The following is a 21,160-nucleotide window of genomic DNA, read 5'->3' as shown; positions in this document are numbered from 1 at the left end:
CCTCGAGTACTTCATCGCCACCCACGGTGCCCGTAAGGGCCTCGCGGACACCGCCCTGCGTACCGCCGACTCGGGTTACCTCACCCGTCGTCTGGTGGACGTCTCGCAGGACGTCATCATCCGCGAGGAGGACTGCGGTACCGAGCGCGGTCTCAAGCTGAAGATCGCCGACCGCGGCGAGGACGGTGTCCTGCGCAAGACCGAGGACGTCGAGACCAGCGTCTACGCCCGCATGCTGGCCGAGGACGTCGTCGTCGCCGAGGTTGAGGTAGGAGTGGTTGGTGAGGTTGACGACGGTGGGCCGGTCGGTGACGGCCCGGTAGTCGACGGCGAGGGTCCCGGTGGTGTCCAGGGTGTAGGTGGCGGTGACGTCGAGCGCTCCGGGGAAGCCCATGTCGCCGTCGGGGCTGTGCAGGGTGAGCCGGAGGGCGGCGGTGCTGTCGGTACGGTCCCCGGTGGCCTCCCAGACCTTGGTGTGGAAACCGTCGGGACCCCCGTGCAGGGCGTGGCCCCGGTCGTTCGCGGGGATGTGGTGCGTGGTCCCGTCGAGGGTGAAGCGCCCGTCGGCGATGCGGTTGGCGTACCGGCCGACGACGGCCCCGAAGTACGGGTTCTTGTCGGTGTAGTCGTCGAGCGCGGGCAGCGAGCGGACGACCGGGCCGGGACTGCCCGCGGTGTCCGGCACGGTGAGGCTGTGCAGGACACCGCCGTAGGTGAGGATCTCGGCCCGGACACCGGTGCCGGAGTCGAGGGTCCAGAGGTCGATCTCGCTCTGCCCGTGGGCGCGGCCGAACGGTTTGCGGTGCACGGTGGGCATGAGGAGTTCCTTGGGGGACGGAAGGGGCCGCTAGCGGGGCGGTCCGGGAGCCTCGCGGGGCGTGGTGGATTCGCGGACGACCAGTCGGTAGCCGGGGCGGGGCCGCCGGGGTTCGGCGACGGTGGTGCCCGCGAGGCGTTCGACGAGGCTGTCGACGGCGAGCCGGGCGATGGCCGCCTTGTCGGGCGCGATGGTGGTGAGGGTGGTGGCCCCGTACCGGCTCTCCTCGATGTCGTCGAAGCCGACGACGGCGATGTCGTCCGGGATGGCGAGGCCGCGTTCGGTGATGGTGCGCATGGCACCGGTCGCGATCATGTCGTTGTACGCGAACACGGCGTCGGGCCGCTCGCCCCGGTCGAGGAGGGAGGCCATCGCCGCCGCGCCGTCCTCGCGCCCGTAACCGTCGGTGACGACGACGAGGGACTCGTCGGGTTCGATGCCGGAGGCGGCCAACTCCTCGCGCCAGCCGCGCAGCCGGAGGTGGGCGGGCTGGCGTTCCCGGCCGGTGCGGGAGCCGAGGAAGGCGATCCTGCGGTGGCCCAGGGCGATGAGGTGGGCGACGGCCTCGCGGGCCGCGGCCACGTTGTCGATGGCGATGTGGTCGTAGGGGGCCTCGTACTCGCGCTCGCCGAGCAGCACCAGCGGCGCGGTCTCGGTGCGGGCCATGAGGTCCTCGGTCTCCAGGTGGATGGGGCTGAGGATGAGGCCGTCGATGACGTGGGAGCGGAACCCCTGGCAGACCAGCAGCTCCTTCTCCCGCAGGCCCGCCGTGTGGTCGACCAGGACGGTGTAGTCGTGCCGGGCCGCCGCGTCGACGACCTCGCCGGCCAGCTCCGCGAAGTACGGGTTGCCGAATTCGGGGACGGCGAGGGCGATGATGCCCGTGCGGCCCTTGCGGAGGTGGCGGGCGGTGAGGTTCGGCCGGTAGCCGAGCTCGTCGATCGCCTGCTGGACCTTGGCCCGCATCTTCGGGGTGACGTGCTGATAGTTGTTGACCACGTTCGACACGGTCTTGATGGACACGCCCGCCCGTTGAGCCACGTCCTTGAGGCTGACGCCCACGGCACTCCTTGTTGCTTGGTTCGACTCGGCCCGATCCGTACGGTTCAGGTGGTTCTCCGGCTGCGCGCGAGGTAACGCTGCGCCACCACGACAACGATAAGGAAGCCGCCGCTGACCACCGACTGGTACGAGGAGTTGAGTGAGCCGATCTGGTTGATGAGGTTCTGGATCACGGCGAGGAGCAGGACGCCCCAGAGAGTGCCGCTGATGGATCCCGCGCCGCCGATGAGGAGGGTGCCGCCGATGACGACGGCGGAGATCGCGTCGAGTTCCATGCCGACGCCGACGATGGTGACGCCGGAGGAGAGGCGGGCGGCGTTGAGTGCTCCGGCGAGTCCGGCGAGCAGTCCGCTGAGGGTGTAGACGAGGATCTTCGTCCGGGCGACGGGCAGGCCCATGAGGGTGGCCGCGTCGCTGCTGCCGCCGACGGCGAACAGGCTCTGTCCGAACGAGGTCCGCTGGAGCAGGAGTCCGCCCGCCCCGAAGAGGGCCAGGGCGATCAGGATCGGGTAGCCGAAGCCCCAGACACTGCCCTGGCCGAGCTCGGCGAAGGCGGAGTCCTTGGGCACCAGGTAGGTGGTGGCGCCCTCGTCGGTGAAGGCGAGCAGCATGCCGCGCGCCGCGAGGAGGGTGGCGAGCGTGACGATGAAGGGGGCCATGTTCGCGCGGGCGATGAGGAGCCCGTTGAGCAGCCCGATCGCGCCGCAGACCACCAGGGGTACGAGGAGGGCGGCGAAGAACCCCCCTTGCGAGGCCCAGGCGGCCAGCACGCCGCCGAGGGCGAAGACGGAGCCGACGGAGAGGTCGATACCGCCGGTGATGATGACCAGGGTCATGCCGAGGGCGACGATCGCGAGGAACGAGGCCTGGACGGTGACGCCCCGGGCGTTGTCGAGGCTCGCGAACGTCGGGTAGACGAACGAGGCGATGAGGATCACGGTCAGCAGGACCGCGAGGACGCCCTGGCGCTGGACAAGTTCGCCGATCCGGGAGCCGGTGGTGCGTCCGGGGCGGGGTTCGGGGCGCGAGGGGGCGCTCTTGAGCGGCGCCGGGGCCTCGGCCGCGGGCACGGTGGCCGGTGGGGTGTTGTTCATCGGGACCTACGCTCCCGGGCGACGTAGACGGCGGCGATGATGATGGCCGCCTGGGCGATCTGTGCGGTGGAGTCGGGCAGGTCGTGCTTGACGAGGGTCGCGCGCAGCAACTGCATCAGCAGGGCGCCCGCGACGGTGCCGAGCACCCGGATGGAGCCGCCGTTCAGCGGGGTGCCGCCGACGACGACCGCCGTGATGGCGGACAGCTCCATGAGGGTGCCGAGCGAGGAGGGGTCGCTGGCGGTGAGCCGGGCGGTGGCGAGGATGCCGGCGAGGGCGGCCATCACCCCGCACAGGATGTAGACGCCGATCAGGACGCGCTTGACGGGCAGTCCGGAGAGTGTCGCGGCCGAACGGTTGCCGCCGATGGCGACGATCTGGCGGCCAAAGGTGGTGCGCTGCACCAGGAAGGCCACGGCGAGCGCGAGGGCGCCCGCGATGAGGACGACCGTCGGGATGCCGAGGAAGGAGCCGGTGCCCAGCGCGAGGATGTCGGGGTTGACGATCTGCTTGAGCTGGCCGTCCGCCATCACGAGGGCGAGCCCCCGGCCGCCGACGAACAGGGCGAGGGTCGCCACGATCGGTTGCAGCCCGATCAGCGAGACGAGCGTCCCGTTGACCGCGCCGACGACCGCTCCGGCGAGCAGCGCGATCAGCAGTGCGGGGACCAGCCCGTAGCCGAGGTAGAGCGGCAGCAGGGCGGCGGCGAGCGCCATGGTGGAGCCGACGGAGAGGTCGATCCCCTCGGTGCCGATGACCAGGGCCATGCCGAGGGCGACGATCACGATGGGCGCGACCTGGACGAGCTGGGTGCGCAGGTTGTCGGCCGTCATGAAGTGCTCGGTGAACAGCGCGTTGAACAGCAGCACGACGGCGACGGCCGCGTACACGCCGTACTCCTGGTACCAGGCGGGGTCGCGCAGCCGGGCCAGTGGCTTCGCGGCGGGGCGTGGCAGGGTGGCCTGGGTGGTCATCGGGGGTCCTCCTGGGCGGCCGGGGCCTTCCCACCGGAATCGGGCGTGTGGTCGGCGAGCACTTCGAGCAGGCGGCTCTCGTCCACCTCGTCGCCGGCGAGTTCACCGGCGACCGCCCCGCCGCGCAGGACGACGATGCGGTCGGCGCCCTCGATCAGCTCCTCGATGTCGGAGGAGATCAGCAGCACGGCGAGTCCCTCGCGGGCGAGTTCGTCGATGAGGGACTGCACCTCGGCCTTGGCGCCGACGTCGATGCCCCGGGTGGGCTCGTCGAGCAGCAGCACCTTGGGCTCCAGACAGAGCCAGCGGGCGAGCAGCACCTTCTGCTGGTTGCCGCCGGAGAGTTCGCCGACCTTCTGCTCGGGGCCGGAGGCCTTGATCCGCAGCCGTTTCATGAAGATGTCGACGACGCGGTCCTGCTTCGCGCGGGAGACGATGCCTCCCCTGGAGAGCCGGGGCATGGCGGCGAGCACGATGTTCTCGCGGACGGAGAGGCCGGGGACGATGCCCTCGGCCTTGCGGTCCTCGGGGAGCATGCTGATGCCCGCGCGGATGGCGGCGGCAGGGGTGGGGCGGCCGAGGCGCTTGCCGTCGACGGTGATCTCCCCGCCGTCCAGGGGGAGCGCGCCGGTGAGCGCCTTCGCGGTCTCGCTGCGCCCGGAGCCCAGCAGCCCGCCGAGTCCCAGCACCTCACCGGCGTACAGCTCGACGGATATGTCGTGCAGTTGGTGGCGGCGGTCGAGGCCCTTGGCGGTGAGGACGGGGGTGCGGGCGGCGTCGTGCCCTTCGGCGGCGAAGCCGGTGAGGCCGTCGCGGCGGACCTCGGCCATGTCGCGGCCGAGCATCATCGACACCAGCTGCATGCGTTCCAGCGGGGCCAGTTCGCCGGTGTGGATGTGGCGGCCGTCGCGCAGGACGGTGACCCGGTCGCAGATGCGGTAGAGCTCGTCCATGCGGTGGCTGACGTAGAGGACGGCGATGCCCTGGCCGCGCAGGTTCTCGATGACCCGGAAGAGGGTCTCGACCTCGCGGGGCTCCAGCGACGAGGTGGGTTCGTCCATGATGACGACCTGGGCCCGTACGGAGACGGCGCGGGCGAGCGCCACCATCTGCTGGGTGCCGATGCCGAGCGTGTGCAGGGGCCGCTTGGGGTCGACGCGGACGCCGAAGCCGTCGAGGAGTTCGGTGGTCTCGCGGTTCATCCGGGCGAAGTCGATGAGCCCGAGGCGGTTCTTCGGCTCCCGGCCCAGGAAGATGTTGCGCGCCACGCTCATCAGCGGGACGAGGTTCACCTCCTGGTAGATGGTGGAGATCCCGGCCTGCTGCGCCTCGAACGGGCGGGCGAAGCGGACCGGTTCGCCACTCACGCGCACCTCGCCCTCGTCGCTCCGGTAGACGCCGGTGAGCACCTTGATGAGGGTGGACTTGCCGGCCCCGTTCTCGCCGACGAGCGCGTGGACCTCGCCCGCGCGCAGGGCGAAGGAGACGTCGTCCAGGGCGACGACGCCCGGGAACCGCTTGCTCACCGAGCGGGCTTCGAGGACGGGGTCCGCCACGGCGGCGGCACCGGCCCCGGGGGGATCCGGGTGCTGGGGTGTCGCTGGGGTTGGTGCCATGAATCCTGGCCTTCCGGTGTTACGGGAATGGGACCGGGCCGCCGGGCGCCGCGGGGTGCCCCGGGCGTCGCGGCGGCCGGCCGTCCGACGGGGTCAGTACGCTCCGCCGAGCGATTCCTTGGCGTTGGCCTCGTCGTACTCGCGGTCGGTGATGATCACGTTCTCGGGGATCTCCTCACCGGCGTAGAACTTCTGCGCGGTGGCGAAGGCGAGCGGGCCGAAGCGCGGGTTGGACTCGATGACGGCGTTGTACTCGCCGTTGACCAGGGCCTGGACGGCGTTGCGGGTGCCGTCGACGGAGACGATCTTGACGTCCTTGCCGGGCTTCTTGCCGGCGGCCTTCAGCGCGGTGACGGCCCCGAGGCCCATCTCGTCGTTCTCGGCGTAGACGGCGGTGATGTCGGGCTTGGACTGGATGAGCTGCTCCATGACCTGCTGGCCCTTGTCGCGGGCGAACTCGCCGGTCTGCTGGGCGACGATCTCCAGGCCGGGGGCCTCGGCCTTGACCTGGTCGACGAAGCCCTTGGTGCGGTCGGTGGTGACGTTGTTGCCGGACGCGCCGAGCAGGATGGCGACCTTGCCCTTGCCGCCGGTGACCTTGATCATCGCGTCGGCCGCGCGCTTGCCCTGCTCGACGAAGTCGGAGCCGAGGAAGGCCACGTAGTCCTTGCAGGCGGTGGAGTTGACCTTGCGGTCGATGGTGAGGACGGGGACCTTCTTGGCGGCCGCGGCCTTCAGCGCGGGCTCCAGACCGTCGGAGTTGAGCGGGGCGACGATGAGGAACTGGGCGCCCTGGGACAGCATGTCCTGGATGTCGCTGATCTGCTTGGACAGCTGGGACTGGGCGTTGGTGGTGAGGAGCTTCTTGACGCCGATCTTCTTCGCCTCGTCCTTGATGGACTGGGTCTCGGCGATCCGGAAGGGATTGGCCTCCTTCTCCGACTGGGAGAAGCCGACCACGGCGTCCTTGAGGTCCAGCTCGGGCGCGCCGTAGGTCTCCAGCTTGCAGCCCGAACCGGACGAGGAATCGGGGGTCTTGGCCTCCTGCGCTCCCTGACTGCTGTCGCCGCCCGCGTTGTTGGAGGTCTCCGACTTGGCGCAGCCGGCGGCGGCCAGCGTGGTGGCGGCGAGGACGCAGGCCACGGCGAGGGTACGGGATCGACGCTGGATCATCATGCGCGGAACGCTCCTTGGCGGGTTGACGGCACGCTGATCGGCGTGCGGTCGGGCATGCGGGACGAGGCATCGGCTGCTCTGCGGCCGCTGCCGCCGCATTGCTCACATCCCTGCTCCGTACTGCGGGAACAGTGGTCGTGAGAGTCTGCGCGGCCTGTCGGCGGCTCGGTTTACAACGTTATATATGCGGTGCGGCACGGGCGGCAAGAGCGATGTCGATGCGTTTCCAAAATGTGTCGGCAGACCGCCAGAGCTCATCGCCGGTCTACGGATCACCCTTCGGCACAGGCTCTGCGCGAGACCTGGACACCCGCCCGACGCCGTGCTGTCATACCGCCGGACGCTCGATTTTCAACGTTGCAAGAACGGTTGCCGTCCGACCGCCCCGCCGCGCGACGGCGGCCTTCGGCGTGCGCCCGGCCGGCCGCCGCTGCCCCGCGCCCCGGTCCGTCCTGGCCCACCACACACCCGGCAGGCTCCCGTTCACCGCTCCGCCGCACGTCAGCCGCACGTCAGCCGCACAGCGCACCGCCCAAGCCCCGCCCCGCACGGCCACGGCGCCGCGCGGTCACCCCCACCGAGCCGGCCGCGGCACAGGCGGCCGGGCCCGAGAGCAGGAGCCGCACCGATGCCCCTGAACCGCAGGCAGCTCATCACCTCCGCGGTGGCCACCGCGATCACCACCGGCGCGACGAGCCGGTGGGCGACCGCCGCGACCCCCGACCGCCACCGGGCCCGGGCCGCCCGGGGCGGCCACTACTCCCCCAACGCCGCCCCGCTGCACCCCACCGCGTTCCTGAAGCTGCCGCCCGGCAGGGTAACCGCGCGCGGCTGGCTGGCCGGTCAGCTGAAGCTGCAACTGGAGGGGCTGTGCGGCCGGTACGAGGAGTTCTCGCACTTCCTCGACTTCACCGCCACCGGCTGGGTCCGCCCGGACCGGGGCGGCTGGGAGGAAGTCCCCTACTGGCTGCGCGGATACGCCGATCTCGCGATCGTCACCGGTGACGCGGACGCACTGGCCGCCACCCGCCGCTGGCTGGACGCGATCCTCGCCACCGGGCAGCCCGACGGCTTCTTCGGCCCGAAGGCGCTGCGCACCTCACTGAACGGCGGGCCCGACTTCTGGCCGTTCCTCCCCCTGATCCAGGCCCTGCGCTCCTGGCAGGAGTACAGCGGCGACACCCGGATCATCCCCTTCCTCAGCCGCTTCTTCCGCTACATGAACGCCCAGGGACCGGGGGCCTTCGACACCAGCTGGATCGCCCTGCGCTGGGGCGACGGCCTCGACAGCGTCATGTGGCTCTACAACCGCACCGGCGACGCGTTCCTCCTGGACCTCGTCGACAAGATCCACCGGTACGGGGCCGACTGGGGCGACAACCTGGTCAACCCGCACAACGTCAACATCGCGCAGGGCTTCCGCGAACCGGCCCAGTTCGCGCTGCGCAGCGGTTCGGCCACCGACACGCGCAACACCTACGGCACGTACGCGAAGGCCATGGACGCCTACGGCCGGTTCCCCGGCGGCGGCTTCGCCGGCGACGAGAACGCCCGGCCGGGCCACGGCGACCCCCGCCAGGGCTTCGAGACCTGCGGGATCGTCGAGTTCATGGCGAGCCACCAGCTGCTCACCCGGATCACCGGGGACCCGCTGTGGGCGGACCGCTGCGAGGAGCTGGCGTTCAACTCGCTCCCGGCGTCGCTCGATCCATCGGGCAGGGCGGTGCACTACATCACCTGCGCCAACAGCGTGGACCTGGACAACGCGCCCAAGCGGGACCGCCAGTTCCAGAACGGCTTCGCGATGCTGGCGTATCTGCCGGGCGTCGACCAGTACCGCTGCTGCCCGCACAACTACGGCATGGGCTGGCCGTACTTCACCGAGGAGCTGTGGCTCGCCACCCCCGACGGGGGGCTCGCGGCGGCGATGTACGCGCCGAGCGAGGTGACGGCGAAGGTCGCGGACGGCACGGAGGTGACGTTCGCGGAGGAGACCGGCTACCCCTTCACCGACACGGTCAGGCTCTCCCTCACCTCGCCGAAGCCCCTGCGCTTCCCACTGGTCCTGCGCGTCCCGGCCTGGTGCGCGGATCCGGACATCCGGGTCAACGGGCAGCGGGTCGCCGCGCCCGCCGGACCGGCCTTCACCCGGATCGAGCGGACCTGGTCGAGCGGCGACGAGGTCACCCTGCGGCTGCCGCAGCGCACCACCGTACGCACCTGGGCGGAGAACCACGGTTCGGTCAGCGTGGACCACGGGCCGCTGACGTACTCGCTGCGGATCGGGGAGGAGTACGAGCGGATCGGCGGCAGCGACACGTTCCCGGAGTACGCGGTCCACGCCACGAGTCCCTGGAACTACGGCCTCGTCCTGGACCCCGCCCGCCCGTCCGCGTCCCTGCGCCACCGCTCCACGGGCCGGGCGCCCGGCGACAACCCGTTCACCCTGGAGGGCACCCCGCTCACCCTGTCCGCCCGCGCCCGCCGCATCCCGGAGTGGACGGCGGACGACGAGCGGGTGGTCGCTCCGCTCCGGGCGAGTCCGGCGCGCTCGACCGAGCCGGTCGAGGAGGTCACCCTGGTGCCGATGGGCGCGGCCCGGCTGCGGATCACGTCCTTCCCGACGGCCGCCCCCGACGCGGAACCGTGGCTGGCGGACCGCTGGTACCGGATCGCGAACCGGCACTCGGGCAAGGTGCTCGGCGTGGACGGCATGTCGACCGCGAACAGCGCCCACGTCGTGCAGTTCGGGGACACGGGGACGGCCGACCACCTCTGGCGGCTGGTGGCCAACGGGGACGGCTGGTACCGGATCCGCAACCGGCACAGCGGCAAGGTGCTGGGCGTCGACCTGATGTCGACCGCGAACAGCGCGCACGTCGTGCAGTTCGACGACAACGACACCGCCGACCACCTCTGGCGGCTCGTCCCGGACGGTGACGGCTGGTACCGCGTCCGCAACCGGAACTCCGCCAAGGTGCTGGGCGTGGACGGGATGTCCACGGCCGACAGCGCCCACGTCGTCCAGTCCGACGACAACGGAACCGCCGACCACCTGTGGCGGCTCCTGTGAGAACCCTCCCTGACCCACCACCCGCTCCTCCCCTCACAACCACGAAAGGGATGTCCACACCATGCGACCAGCACCCGCACCCCGCCATCGCACCTGGTGGCGGAGGTTAACGGCCACCACCGGCCTCCTCGCCCTGATGGCCACCGCCCTCGTGGGGACCGGCACCTCCCCCGCCGCCGCCGCGCCCGCCGCCTGGGAGCCGAAGCCGGCACCCATGACGACGCCGTGGACGAACCAGGTCCCCGTCGACAAGCCGCTGCCGGAGTATCCGCGCCCGCAGCTGACCCGCCCGGACTGGACGAACCTCAACGGCATCTGGGACTTCGCCGTCACCGGCCGTGACGCGGGGCAGCCGGCGGCCTTCCCGGAGCAGATCCGGGTCCCGTTCGTCGCCGAGTCCGCGCTCTCCGGCATCCAGCGCCGTATCACCGAGAACGACAAGCTCTGGTACAAGCGGACCTTCAGCGTCCCCGCGAACTGGGACGGCCGCCGGGTCAAGCTGCACTTCGGGGCCTCCGACTGGCAGACCACGGTCTGGGTCAACGGCGCCGAGGTCGGGGCGCACAAGGGCGGCTTCGACTCGTTCGCGTACGACATCACCCCGCGGCTCAACGGGGGTACGAACACGGTCGTGGTCTCCGTGTACGACCCGAGCCAGACGGGCGGCCAGGCGGTCGGCAAGCAGCGCCTCAACGACGTGAAGCCGCACCCGGGCGGCGGGATCTTCTACACCGCGGCCTCCGGCATCTGGCAGACGGTCTGGCTGGAACCGGTGGCCCCCGCCCACATCACCCGCCTCGACATGACGCCGAACCTGGGCGACAGCACCCTGCGGGTGAAGGTGCAGACGGCGGGCGCGGCGGGCCGGAGCGCCCGGATCACCGTCTCCAGCGGCGGTACGGTGGTGGGTACGGCGACCGGCGCGGCGGGCGGGGAGATCTCCGTACCCGTTCCGAATCCGCGGCTGTGGACCCCCGAGGATCCCTTCCTGTACGACGTGAGGGCGGACCTGCTCGACGGGTCGGCCGTCACCGACACCGTGGGCAGCTACACCGGCATGCGGTCGGTGGGGATCGCGAAGGTCGACAACATCCTGCGGCCGGTGCTGAACGGGAAGTTCGTGTTCCAGACCGGCACCCTGGACCAGGGGTACTGGCCGGACGGCATCTACACCGCGCCGAGCGACGAGGCGTTGAAGTACGACCTCCAGGCGCACAAGGACCTCGGCTTCAACATGGTCCGCAAGCACATCAAGGTGGAGCCGCAGCGGTGGTTCTACTGGGCGGACAAGCTGGGGCTGCTGGTCTGGCAGGACATGCCGTCGATGGACACCGGCAAGGTGCCGGACGGGCCCGCGCGCACCCAGTGGGAGGCGGAGTACCGCACCATCATCGACCAGCACCGCAGCTCACCGTCGGTGGTGATGTGGGTCAACCAGAACGAGGGTTGGGGGCAGTACGACCAGGCCCGGATCGCCGACGAGGTCAAGGCCCAGGACCCCTCGCGCCTGGTCAACAACATGAGCGGGGTCAACTGCTGCGGCTCGGTCGACGGCGGCAACGGCGACGTGGTCGACAACCACATCTACGTCGGCCCCGGCAACACCGCGCCGAGCGCCACCCGGGCCGCCGTGCTGGGCGAGTTCGGCGGGCTCGGCTACAAGGTGCCCGGTCACGAGTGGTATCCGGGTGGCGGCTTCAGCTACGAGGACCAGCCGAGCATCGCGGCCCTCAACAACCGGTTCGTCGGGCTCCTCGACGCCATCCGCGTCGGCCAGCTGCCCGCCGGGCTCTCCGCGTCGGTCTACACGGAGATCACGGACGTCGAGAACGAGGCGAACGGGCTGCTGACCTACGACCGCCAGGTGGTCAAGGTCGACACCGCCCGGGTGAAGGCCGCCAACCAGGCCCTGATCCAGGCGTCCCGGAACCCCGCTCCCCCGGTGAACCTCCCCACCGGACAGAACAGGTCGCTGCGGGTCACGACCCCCGGGCACACGACGAAGCACCTGCGGCACTACGACGGGCTGGCCTTCACCGAGGTGGTGAACAGCGGGAGTCCGGCCGTGCTGAAGGCGGACGCCACCTGGAAGATCGTCCCCGGTCTCGCCAACGGCAACTGCTACTCCTTCGAGTCCCGGAACTACCCCGGCGAGTTCCTCCGCCACCGGGAGTTCCGCGTGCGCCGCGACGCCAACGACAACTCCGCGCTCTTCAAGGCCGATGCCACCTGGTGCGCGGTCGCGGGCAACGGCGGGGTGCGGTTCACCAGCGCCAATCTGCCCGGCAGCTATCTGCGCCACATCGACTCCGAGGTGTGGCTCGCCACCCCCGGCGGCGGGCGGGCCTTCGACAGCCCGGCCTCCTTCGCCGAGGACACCACCTGGGCGGTGGACGCGCCCTGGACCCCGTGATCCCCGGGGGCCGATGACGATGAGCGGGTGAACGACCGGCCGGCCCGGCCACGACGGAGAGAGCCTTCCGTCGCGGCCGGGCCGGCTGTGTGCGGGTGGAGATGTGCGGCCGGGGTCAGAAGCGGTCAGGGGCGCGGTCCGGGAGCGGAGAACCGGGGAGCACGTCCTCCTGCTGGTTCTGCCCTGCCTTCGCGTTCGACTCGGCGGTCGCCCGGCAGGTGACGTCCTTCGCCGGGAGCCTGCCGGTGAGCAGGTAGCGGTTGACCGGGCCGTCCGCGCACGGGTTGCCGCTGGGGTAGACGCCGTGGCCCTCGCCGCCGAGGACGGTGACCATCCTGGACCCGCGCAGCTGTGTGTGCAGGGCCTGGCCGCTGGGCAGCGGCGTCTGCGAGTCCCACTCGTTCTGGACCACCAGGGACTCGACCTTGTTGTTCACCTCGGTCGCCCGCTCCTTGGACCTGTCCCAGAACGCGCAGGGCTTGATGCTGGAAGCGAAGTCACCGAAGAGCGGATAGCGGCCCTGGTCCGCGATGGCGTCGCGCCGGTAGCTCTCGGGGTCGCGGGACCACGCGGCGGAGTTGTCGCCGCACACCACGGCCCAGAAGCTCGCAGACATGTTGTCCGCGGGCGTCTCGACGGCCTCGCCCTCCGTTCCCCGCTCCTCGTCTCCGGTGAACGCCTTGAGCTTCTCCGGCGTGACGGTCTTGCCGTCGGCCGCCTTCTTCAGCTCCACGAAGGCCTCGGTGGCCGACCGGGGGCTGAAGACCGCCGCCCGCATGCCGCCGCGGAGGTCGTCGCCGGTGACCAGCTGCCCGTCCAGGTCGATGGGCTCCTCGCCGGCCCGCGCGACCAGGTCCCAGAAGGTCCCCTCGACCTTCTTCGGGGTGTCGCCGAGGCCGTACCGCTCCGAACGCTCGGCGGCCCACGCGGTCCAGCGGTCGAACGCGGGCTCGGCGCCCTCCGCCCACCACTGGATCATCCCCCGCCAGGCGCGTTCCGGGTCGACCGCGCTGTCCAGCACGAACCGGTCGGCGCGCCGCGGGAAGAGCTGGGTGTAGACGGCCCCGAGGTAGGTGCCGTACGAGTAGCCCACATAGCTGATCTTCCTCTCGCCGAGGACCGCCCGGAGCAGGTCCATGTCGCGGGCGGTGTTGCGCGTGGTGATGTGCGGGAGCACGTCGCCCGCCTTCTCCTCGCACTTGTCGGCGAAGGTCCGCGCCCAGGCGACGTCGTCGTCGAACGTCTCCTCCTTGTACGGCCGCAGCCAGTTCTCCTCCTCCGGCCCCATGCCGCAGGAGACCGGGCTGCTCCGTCCCACACCGCGCGGGTCGAAGCCGACGAGGTCGTACTTCTGCCGCGCGGACGCGGGGAGCGACTCGGCCATCGACAGCGGCATGTACAGGCCTTCGCCGCCCGGGCCGCCGGGGTTGGAGAGCAGGACACCGTGGCGCTTGCCGGGTACGGTGGTCCTGATCCGGGATATGGCCAGGTCGATCCGATCGCCCCCGGGTTTCCGGTAGTCCAGTGGGACCTTGATCGTGGCGCACTGGAACTCCGCGGGCGCGGCGGCCTCGCACCGCTTCCAGCGCGGCTTCTGCTGCGCGTACCGGTGCAGCGCGTCCTTGCCGGCGGACGGGGACGCGCCGGCCGGGGAGGACGCCGACGGGAAGGCGGCCGGAGCGGCGGTGGCCGTGGAGGTGGCCAGCGCGGGGACGAGCGTTGCCGTGAGGCCTACCGCTAACAGGGGCACGAGACGTCGGCTGTTGCGCACGATATCGATCCTTCCGGTCACATGTTCGGACAGGAAGGATCATTCAGGAACCGCCCGTGCGTGCGGATCCCCCGTCGGGCCGCACCTCACTCCACCCTGGGAGTGACACGCAACCGACCGGCATGGTCCGCGAGTTGTAGAAGCGGAGGACGGGGGCAGGGCCGCCTCCCCCGCGCCGGGAGGTCCGGCGCGGGGAAAGCGGACCCGGGGGCCTGCGCCCGCTACGGCTGCTGACGGCCGTGGAGTGCGGACACCTCCTCGGCGGTCAGGGCCTTGTCGTACACGCCGACCTGATCGACGGAGCCGTTCCAGAAGTCCCCCCTGGCACCGTCGTACTGGGCCCGCCCGACGGAGAGCGGGCCGGTGCTCACATCGGCCGGCCCGGCCTCGGTGGTGGCGGCGGGCTTCCCGTCGACGTACAGCGTGATCGTGTCGCCCTCGCGGACTCCGACCAGGTGGTACCACTGGCCGGTCTCCGGGGTGATCTCCAGGCGGGCGCGCTTGCCGCCCGGGGTGGAGAAGGCGAACGCGCCCTGCCCGTACTGGAGGTAGAAGGGGTTCTCGGTACGGCGGCCGTCCTGGCTGACGACGGTGGCGTAGTTGCTGGGCACGGCGTCCAGCGAGGCCCACGCGGAGACCGTGTAGTCCTTCGTGGTGTCCACGACCGGGCCGGCGCTCTGCGCGTACTGCCCCTCACCGTCGAACTTCAGCGCCGAGCCCGTGACGCCCGGCGCCCAGGACGTGCCGCCCTCCAGGGCGAGATGGGCTCTGTTGGGTCCGCTGTCGCGGGAGGTCGTGCCCTTGTTCTCGTCGAGCGACCAGGAGCCGCCGCCCTTCAGCTCGTCGCGCTCACCGGCTTCCGCCCCGGCGGCGATGACCTGACGGTTGATCTCCCGGACCTTCTTCGGGTCGACCTTGATCTCCCGACGGTCGTACGTCCACAGACCGTTCAGCTCGTTCTCCAGGTCGCTGACCTGGGTGTAGACGGAACCGGACAGCTCGGCGCCGGCGGCGGCGAGGTAGTACGTACGGGTGTTGTCGACGTACTTGGCGGTGAGGGCGGCCTTGTCCGCGACCCCGCTGTAGATGTTGGCGGGGGCACCGCGCCACATGTGCCCCGGCGTCCGGAGCGTGAAGCCGCCGTGCTCGCCGTCCATCGCGGCGCGACGGTCGTCCGGGAAGGCCGGGTCGTTGTTCACGTAGTCGTGGTGGTCGATGATCTCGCCCTTGCCGGAATCACCCTTGGAGGCACAGCAGTTGACGCCGCTGTGCGCGTTGACGACGCGGGACGGGTCCAGCGCCTTGACGTCCTCGGCGATCTTGCCGGTCTCGGTGCGGTCCCACTCGCCCCAGCCCTCGTTGAAGACGATCCAGCCGCTGATCGAGGGGTAGTTGTGGAACTGCTTCATCATCTCCTTCCCCTGGGTGAGGAAGGCGTTCTTGCCGGTGTCGTTGTCGATGTCGGCGTTGACGAAGTCCTGCCACACCAGCAGTCCGAGCCGGTCGGCGTGGTAGTACCAGCGCGGCGACTCCACCTTGATGTGCTTGCGTACGGCGTTGAAGCCGAGGTCCTTCTGGGCCTTCAGGTCGAAGGTGAGGGCGGCGTCGCTGGGCTGGGTGTACAGCCCGTCGGGCCAGAAGCCCTGGTCGAGCATGGCGAGGGAGAAGAACGGCTTCCCGTTGAGGACGAGCTTCTGGTAACCGCCCACCTTGTCGATCTTCAGCTGGCGCATCCCGAAGTAGCTCTCGACGCTGTCCTTGGAGCGGCCGTCGGCGAGGGAGACGTCGAGGTCGTACAGGTAGGGGTTGTCCGGGGACCAGAGGCGCTGGTTCTTGACGGTCAGGCTGAGCTGACGGTTGGCCGGTCCGGTGACCGTGCCGACGACCTTGCCCCCGCGGTCGCGGGCGACGGCGGTGATTCGGGCGTCGGGGGAGGCCTTCGCGGAGTTGACGGTGACCGCGAGGCGGCCGGTGTCGATGTCGGGGGTGGTGGTCAGGGAGTCGATGGCGGCGGGGGCGACCGGCTCCATCCACACGGTCTGCCAGATGCCGGAGGTCGGGGTGTAGACGATGCCGCCGGGGTTGGTGGACTGCTTGCCCTTGGGCTGGTTCGGGCCGGTCTTGTCGGTGACGGCGACGACGATCTCCTGCGGGCCGCCGCCCTGAAGCGCGTCGGTGATGTCGGCGGTGAACCCGGTGTAGCCGCCGGTGTGTTCGGCGACCTTGGTGCCGTTGACCCAGACGGTGGACCGATAGTCGACGGCGTCGAAGTTGAGCTTCAGCCGCTTGTCCTTGCCGTTCTTGTCCTTGCCGACCGACCAGTTCTTCGGCACGGTGACGAGCTTGCGGTAGAACATGTGGTCCTCGTCACGCTCCAGACCGGAGAGCTGCGACTCGACCGGGAACGGCACGATGATCTTCTCGTCGAGCTTCTTGCCGAAGACCGGCTGCTCGCCCTCGGCGGCCCCGGCGAACTCCCAGGGGCCGTTGAGGTTCTTCCACTGGTCGCGGACCTGCTGCGGCCGTGGGTACTCGGGCAGCGGGTGGTTCTTGTCCAGCTTGTCGCCCCAGGTGGTGGTGAGGCGGTGCGTGGAGAGGTTCTTGGCGGTGCGGCCGATCTCCGGGACGGTCTCGGTCCCCGACTTCAGACCGCCCTTGCCGTCGTAGACGACCTTGACGCGCTGGTCCTTCTGGACCGGTGCGGCGAGATCGATGATCAGCGCCCTCGGGTCGTCCGAGGCCCGGTTCACCGACTTCACCGGCATCGGGGAGGTGTCGACCTCGATCTTGAGGTGTTCCTTCACCTTCCGGTAGTCCGAGACGCGGTCCCTGAAGGTGGCCTGGAGGCGCTTGCCGTTCTTCGCGACGCTCAGGGCGACCGGGTAGACCTCGAAGCCGGCGGGCGGCGTGAACGCGGATTCGGGCACGATCTGCTTCTTGAGGGTGTCGCTCCCCCAGCGCAGGAACATGCTGGCGCCGCCGATGTCCTGGAACATCTCCAGCTTGAAGTCGTGCTTTTCCCCGGCTTTCAGGGAGATCGGGGCGCTGTGCTGCTCCTTGTCCCAGTCCGGCTCCCAGTGGTCGATGACAACGTTTCCGTCGAGGAAGAGCCGGAAGCCGTTGTCGCCGATGGCGGAGAAGGTGTACTCCCCGGTCTCGGGCGCTTCCAACTGCCCCGTCCAACGGGCCGTCGTGTGCTCGGTCTTACCGGTGGCCGACTCGAACGTCCCCGTGAGGCCGGGGAAGTTGATCTCGGGGTCCAGGGAGGTGGCGCCGAGCTCCGCGAAGTCACGGGCGCCCGGGGCGGACATGCTGAAGTACTCGCCCTTCAGCCCGTGGACATCGGTGACCGGGTCGTCGGCCGTGAAGGCCTTCGCGGTGACTTCGGCCGGTACGGCGGGTGCGGCGGCCGCCGTCGGGACCAGGATGGCACCGACCGGCATGAGCAGCGCCGCAGCGCAGGTCAGGGCCCTGAACAGGGCACGGGGGCGCGGGTGTTGTCGTCTCAAGGCGTCGTCCTCGTCGAAGAGCCGGGGGTGCCTCGAACCAGCGAGGCACTGCACATAGTCGAACATTGAGCCACAACACCAAACACTGCACAACGGTCGTGCACGCAGAATTTTCAACGATAGAAATGTCGTCGCCGTACGGCCACGGCACCCCCACGGGCCGGCCGAGACCGCCGATCCACGGAGCGCACCCCGACAGGGCCCCGGCCGCGCGACGGCCGGCCGCGCATACGCCGCGCGCTCCGCGTGGTTCGCGTGCCTCATCCAGGCGGTTTTCCATGGAATGCCGTTTCGGGGGTATCCGACCTATCAGCCAGGAAGCTCACGCGACGGGGTGGAAACCATGAACGACCGCATTCTGATGACGCTTTCACCGGACGGCGAGACCCGCACCGACTTCGTCTGCCGACCGGAGAAGGCCGCCGACGCGCGGGACGCGGTCAGCACCTTCGTCGCACGGCTGCACCCGGCGCCGACCTCGCACACGGTCCAGAGTCTCCTGATCCTCGTGTCGGAGCTGGTCACCAATGCCGTCCTGCACGCGGGGGCCGTCACCGCGCTGTGGCTGACCGCGGACCGCAGGGGCGTCCATGTCCGCGTCACCGACCCGAGCCCGGCGCACCCGCAGGACCGGACGCCCGACCTGACCGGCCTGACCGGTGGATTCGGCTGGCCGATGGTCCAGCGGCTGGCCCAGGAGGTACGGGTCCGCGACGCGGCGGACGGCGGGAAGGTCATCCTCGCCACCGTGGCGCGCTGAGCCGCCCGGCCTCCGGTGACCGGGCGCCCCGGAGGCAGCACCGGGCGCCGACCAGGGGGGAGCAACGGACGGCGGGCGCCGATCGTTACGTATCGGTAGAATTCAGGCATGGTAAAGCGGCCTGGGACGCCGACTGCGCCCGAACTCGTACTGGAGACCGATCTGGGCTCCACGGTGATGAGTCCGAGCCGGGACTACCATGTCGGGCGCGACCCCGAGAGCGATGTGGTCATCGACGACATCCGGGTCTCCTGGCACCACGCGGTGCTGCACCCCGAGGCCGGTCACTGGACGATCGAGGACGAGGACAGCACCAACGGCACGTACACCGGCGGCCGGCGCGTCCGCGCCACGGACGTCGGCGCGGGCAGCGAGATCCGCTTCGGCAACCCGAGCGACGGACCGCGCGCCCTCCTGCTGGGCCGTGAACCTCCCGCGCCCGCCGCCGCGCCCTCCCTCTCCGCCCCCGTGGACCGGCCGTCGGCCGTGTCGATGCCCGCGGCGACCGGCACGTTCCGGCAGCCGACGACGGTGCGGCCGCTGCCCGCGAAGACCGTGCGGATCGGCCGCGACCCCGGCAACGACCTCGTCATCGACGACCTGGCGGTCTCCCGCCACCACGCCGAACTGCGGGCCCTGGCCGACGGCGCCTACGAGATCGTCGACCTCGGCAGCCACAACGGCACCTTCCTCAACGGTCAGCCGGTCGCCCGCGGTCCCGTCGGCCCCGGTGACATCGTCGGCATCGGCCACTCGGCGTTCTGCCTGGTCGGCGACGCCCTCCAGGAGTTCGTGGACACCGGCGAGGTCTCGCTGGACGTCCAGGATCTGGAGGTGACAGTCGGCCGCGCCGGCAAGGGCGGCAAGACCCTGCTGGACCGGGTCTCCTTCCCGGTCGGCGAGAAGTGCCTGCTCGGCGTGGTGGGCCCCAGCGGCGCGGGAAAGTCCACCCTGCTCAACGCGCTCACCGGCCAGCGCCCGGCCGACAGCGGCACGGTGCTCTACGACGGCCGTGACCTCTACCGGGACTTCGCCGAGCTGCGTCAGCGCATCGGCCTCGTCCCGCAGGACGACATCCTGCATGCGCAGCTGACCGTGCGTAAGGCCCTCGGTTACGCCGCCGAGCTGCGCTTCCCGCAGGACACCGCGAAGGCCGAGCGGCAGGAGAGGGTCGCCGAAGTGATCCGGGAACTCGGCCTCGAAGAACGCGCCGACCAGTCGATCCACTCGCTCTCGGGCGGCCAGCGCAAGCGGGTGAGCGTGGCCCTGGAGCTGCTGACGAAGCCTTCACTGCTCTTCCTGGACGAGCCGACCTCGGGGCTCGACCCCGGGATGGACCGCTCGGTCATGCACATGCTCCGCGGGCTGGCCGACGACGGCCGTACCGTCATCGTCGTCACGCACAGCGTGCTGAGTCTGGAGGTCTGCGACCGGTTGCTCGTCCTCGCACCCGGTGGGCGCATCGCCTACTACGGCCCCCCGGAGGACGCCCTCGCCTTCTTCGGGTTCGAGGAGTGGCCGGAGGCGTTCGAGGCGTTCGAGAACGACCGCGACCGCGACTGGGCGGCCACGTACGCCGGCTCGCCCTTCCACCAGCAGTACATCGTCAATGCCACGGCGCAGCCGCAGCTGCCGCCCGCCGCGCCCGGAGCGCTGGTCGCGCCGCCGCCGAAGACCCGTAACTGGGGTGCGCAACTGAGCACGCTGGTGCGCCGGTACGCCTCCGCGCTGAGCGCGGACCGGACGTTCCTGATCATCATGATCGCGTTGCCCTTCGTCATGGGAGCCATGGCCCGCGCGCTGGCCGGCAGCCGGCTCACCCAGGAGACGGCGATGAACGCGCTGCTGATCCTGTGCGTGGGCGGCGTGCTGACCGGAGCGGCCAACGCGGTGAGGGAGTTGGTCAAGGAACGGGTGATCTACCAGCGGGAGAGAGCCGTCGGGCTGTCCAGATCCGCCTATCTGATGTCGAAGATCGTGGTGCTCGGGACCGTCACCGTCCTCCAGGCCGTGGTGCTGACCCTGGTGGGTCTGGTGGGCGTCGACCTCAACGCGCCGGGCGGCGAAGGGGTGTTCCTGCCACCGCTGGTGGAGATCACGCTGGCCGTGGCCCTGTTGTCCTTCACCGCGATGATGCTCGGCCTGCTGGTCTCCGCGCTGGTGCGCAAGGAGGAGGTGACGATGCCGTTGCTGGTCCTCCTCGCCATCGTCCAGGTCGTCTTCTGTGGCGCGCTGCTCAAGCTGAACGGGGTGCCCGGGGTGGAGCAGTTGGCATGGCTGGTGCCGTCGCGGTGGGCGCTCGGGGCGATGGCCGGAACGATCGATCTGGCGCGGATCGTGCCGGGAGAGCTGACCTCCGATCCGCTCTTCGGACACTCGGCGGGGGTCTGGCTGCTCAACATGGGCATGATGGTCGTCCTCTCGCTCCTCTTCGGATACGTGGTCGCGAAACTGCTGAGGCGGCACGAGCCCGCGGTCATGCGGAAGTGAGGCGGTTCCATGGCGACCCCGGAGTTCCGTCCCACGCACGTCGTCCCGCCCGACGGGCTGCCTGCCTGGGAGTCTCCTGACGTCGCCCGTCCCACGGACCCGCTGGACGCCCTGCTGCCGGTGGAGCTGCGGGACCGGCGCGGGGACTGGGCGTACGTCGCCTGCTCCAACGGCTGGTCCGCCTGGGTCGACGGGCGGCTCCTCGTCTCCGTACCGCAGCCCCCGCCGGCCGCCGGGCAGCCGCTCGCACGCACCGCGGATCCGCGACCCCTGCTGGCGAGGGCGGAGGAATCGCTGACCCGGTACCGCCGAGCGGCCCAGGACCTGGCCGAGGGCCGCAGCGACGGGGAGGGTTTCCGGCAGCGGACGCGGGGGCTGCGGGTGGGGATGGTGGTGGACGGGGAG

At 70.6% G+C, this 21,160-nt stretch carries 11 protein-coding genes and 3 pseudogenes; 6 read left to right on the top strand and 8 right to left on the bottom strand.

The window, feature by feature from the left end:
- Positions 1 to 256: pseudogene (locus tag HET64_RS40100) on the top strand (hypothetical protein); the annotation flags it as partial.
- Here the strand turns inward: HET64_RS40100 and HET64_RS21280 are convergent.
- The 6 genes and pseudogenes from HET64_RS21280 to HET64_RS21255 form a co-directional block, all read right to left on the bottom strand.
- Positions 218 to 817 (bottom strand): annotated as a pseudogene (locus HET64_RS21280) (galactose-1-epimerase); the annotation flags it as partial. The pseudogenes HET64_RS40100 and HET64_RS21280 overlap by 39 nt on opposite strands.
- Positions 818 to 847: 30 nt before the next feature.
- Entirely contained in the window at positions 848 to 1,879 is a 1,032-nt protein-coding gene (locus tag HET64_RS21275) for a LacI family DNA-binding transcriptional regulator (RefSeq protein WP_215107915.1), read from the bottom strand.
- A 44-nt stretch (positions 1,880 to 1,923) separates the two neighbouring features.
- Entirely contained in the window at positions 1,924 to 2,973 is a 1,050-nt protein-coding gene (locus tag HET64_RS21270; RefSeq protein WP_215107913.1) for an ABC transporter permease, read from the bottom strand.
- Positions 2,970 to 3,947, bottom strand: a complete 978-nt coding sequence (locus HET64_RS21265; RefSeq protein ID WP_215107911.1) for an ABC transporter permease — start codon at positions 3,945 to 3,947, stop codon at positions 2,970 to 2,972. Before HET64_RS21265 ends, HET64_RS21270 begins: the two co-directional genes overlap by 4 nt.
- The gene (locus HET64_RS21260; RefSeq protein ID WP_215107909.1) at positions 3,944 to 5,563 is read right to left on the bottom strand and encodes a sugar ABC transporter ATP-binding protein; all 1,620 of its coding nucleotides are present in this window, start codon (positions 5,561 to 5,563) and stop codon (positions 3,944 to 3,946) included. Before HET64_RS21260 ends, HET64_RS21265 begins: the two co-directional genes overlap by 4 nt.
- A 93-nt stretch (positions 5,564 to 5,656) precedes the next feature.
- On the bottom strand, positions 5,657 to 6,739 hold the full coding sequence (locus HET64_RS21255; RefSeq protein ID WP_215107906.1) for an ABC transporter substrate-binding protein: 1,083 nt from the start codon (positions 6,737 to 6,739) through the stop codon (positions 5,657 to 5,659).
- Between the two features lie 628 nt (positions 6,740 to 7,367).
- Between HET64_RS21255 and HET64_RS21250 the strand changes: the two genes are divergently transcribed.
- Positions 7,368 to 9,812 (top strand): RICIN domain-containing protein, encoded by a 2,445-nt coding sequence (locus HET64_RS21250; protein ID WP_215107904.1) that lies wholly within the window; start codon positions 7,368 to 7,370, stop codon positions 9,810 to 9,812.
- Positions 9,813 to 9,873: 61 nt separating this feature from the next.
- Entirely contained in the window at positions 9,874 to 12,225 is a 2,352-nt protein-coding gene (locus HET64_RS21245; RefSeq protein ID WP_215107902.1) for an AbfB domain-containing protein, read from the top strand.
- A 115-nt stretch (positions 12,226 to 12,340) separates the two neighbouring features.
- Here the strand turns inward: HET64_RS21245 and HET64_RS21240 are convergent, their stop codons facing one another.
- Together HET64_RS21240 and HET64_RS21235 are read right to left on the bottom strand one after the other, a co-directional pair.
- On the bottom strand, positions 12,341 to 13,975 hold the full coding sequence (locus HET64_RS21240) for an alpha/beta hydrolase (RefSeq protein WP_215107900.1): 1,635 nt from the start codon (positions 13,973 to 13,975) through the stop codon (positions 12,341 to 12,343).
- Between the two features lie 242 nt (positions 13,976 to 14,217).
- Positions 14,218 to 17,571: a LamG-like jellyroll fold domain-containing protein gene (locus HET64_RS21235; protein ID WP_215107899.1), complete on the bottom strand. Its 3,354-nt coding sequence runs from the start codon at positions 17,569 to 17,571 to the stop codon at positions 14,218 to 14,220.
- 277 nt (positions 17,572 to 17,848) lie between these two features.
- Between HET64_RS21235 and HET64_RS21230 the strand changes: the two genes are divergently transcribed.
- The 3 genes and pseudogenes from HET64_RS21230 to HET64_RS21220 all read left to right on the top strand — a co-directional run.
- On the top strand, positions 17,849 to 18,265 hold the full coding sequence (locus HET64_RS21230) for an ATP-binding protein (RefSeq protein WP_215107897.1): 417 nt from the start codon (positions 17,849 to 17,851) through the stop codon (positions 18,263 to 18,265).
- Between the two features lie 108 nt (positions 18,266 to 18,373).
- Complete coding sequence (locus HET64_RS21225) at positions 18,374 to 20,755, top strand: FHA domain-containing protein (protein ID WP_215107896.1); 2,382 nt, start codon at positions 18,374 to 18,376, stop codon at positions 20,753 to 20,755.
- 9 nt (positions 20,756 to 20,764) lie between these two features.
- Positions 20,765 to 21,160: pseudogene (locus tag HET64_RS21220) on the top strand (hypothetical protein); the annotation flags it as partial.

This window comes from Streptomyces sp. McG3 (assembly GCF_018619185.1).
GTDB lineage: Bacteria > Actinomycetota > Actinomycetes > Streptomycetales > Streptomycetaceae > Streptomyces.
The sequence above is the reverse complement of the archived record's forward strand: the minus strand, read 5'-3'. Positions and strand labels throughout refer to the sequence as shown.

Excerpts from the sequence above, each read along its gene's own strand:
- HET64_RS21250 (WP_215107904.1), top strand. The coding sequence starts at position 7,368 with ATGCCCCTGAACCGCAGGCAGCTCATCACCTCCGCGGTGGCCACCGCG.
- HET64_RS21265 (WP_215107911.1), bottom strand. The coding sequence starts at position 3,947 with ATGACCACCCAGGCCACCCTGCCACGCCCCGCCGCGAAGCCACTGGCC.
- HET64_RS21255 (WP_215107906.1), bottom strand. The coding sequence starts at position 6,739 with ATGATGATCCAGCGTCGATCCCGTACCCTCGCCGTGGCCTGCGTCCTC.
- HET64_RS21230 (WP_215107897.1), top strand. The coding sequence starts at position 17,849 with ATGAACGACCGCATTCTGATGACGCTTTCACCGGACGGCGAGACCCGC.
- HET64_RS21245 (WP_215107902.1), top strand. The coding sequence starts at position 9,874 with ATGCGACCAGCACCCGCACCCCGCCATCGCACCTGGTGGCGGAGGTTA.
- HET64_RS21270 (WP_215107913.1), bottom strand. The coding sequence starts at position 2,973 with ATGAACAACACCCCACCGGCCACCGTGCCCGCGGCCGAGGCCCCGGCG.
- HET64_RS21225 (WP_215107896.1), top strand. The coding sequence starts at position 18,374 with ATGGTAAAGCGGCCTGGGACGCCGACTGCGCCCGAACTCGTACTGGAG.
- HET64_RS21235 (WP_215107899.1), bottom strand. The coding sequence starts at position 17,571 with ATGTTCGACTATGTGCAGTGCCTCGCTGGTTCGAGGCACCCCCGGCTC.
- HET64_RS21260 (WP_215107909.1), bottom strand. The coding sequence starts at position 5,563 with ATGGCACCAACCCCAGCGACACCCCAGCACCCGGATCCCCCCGGGGCC.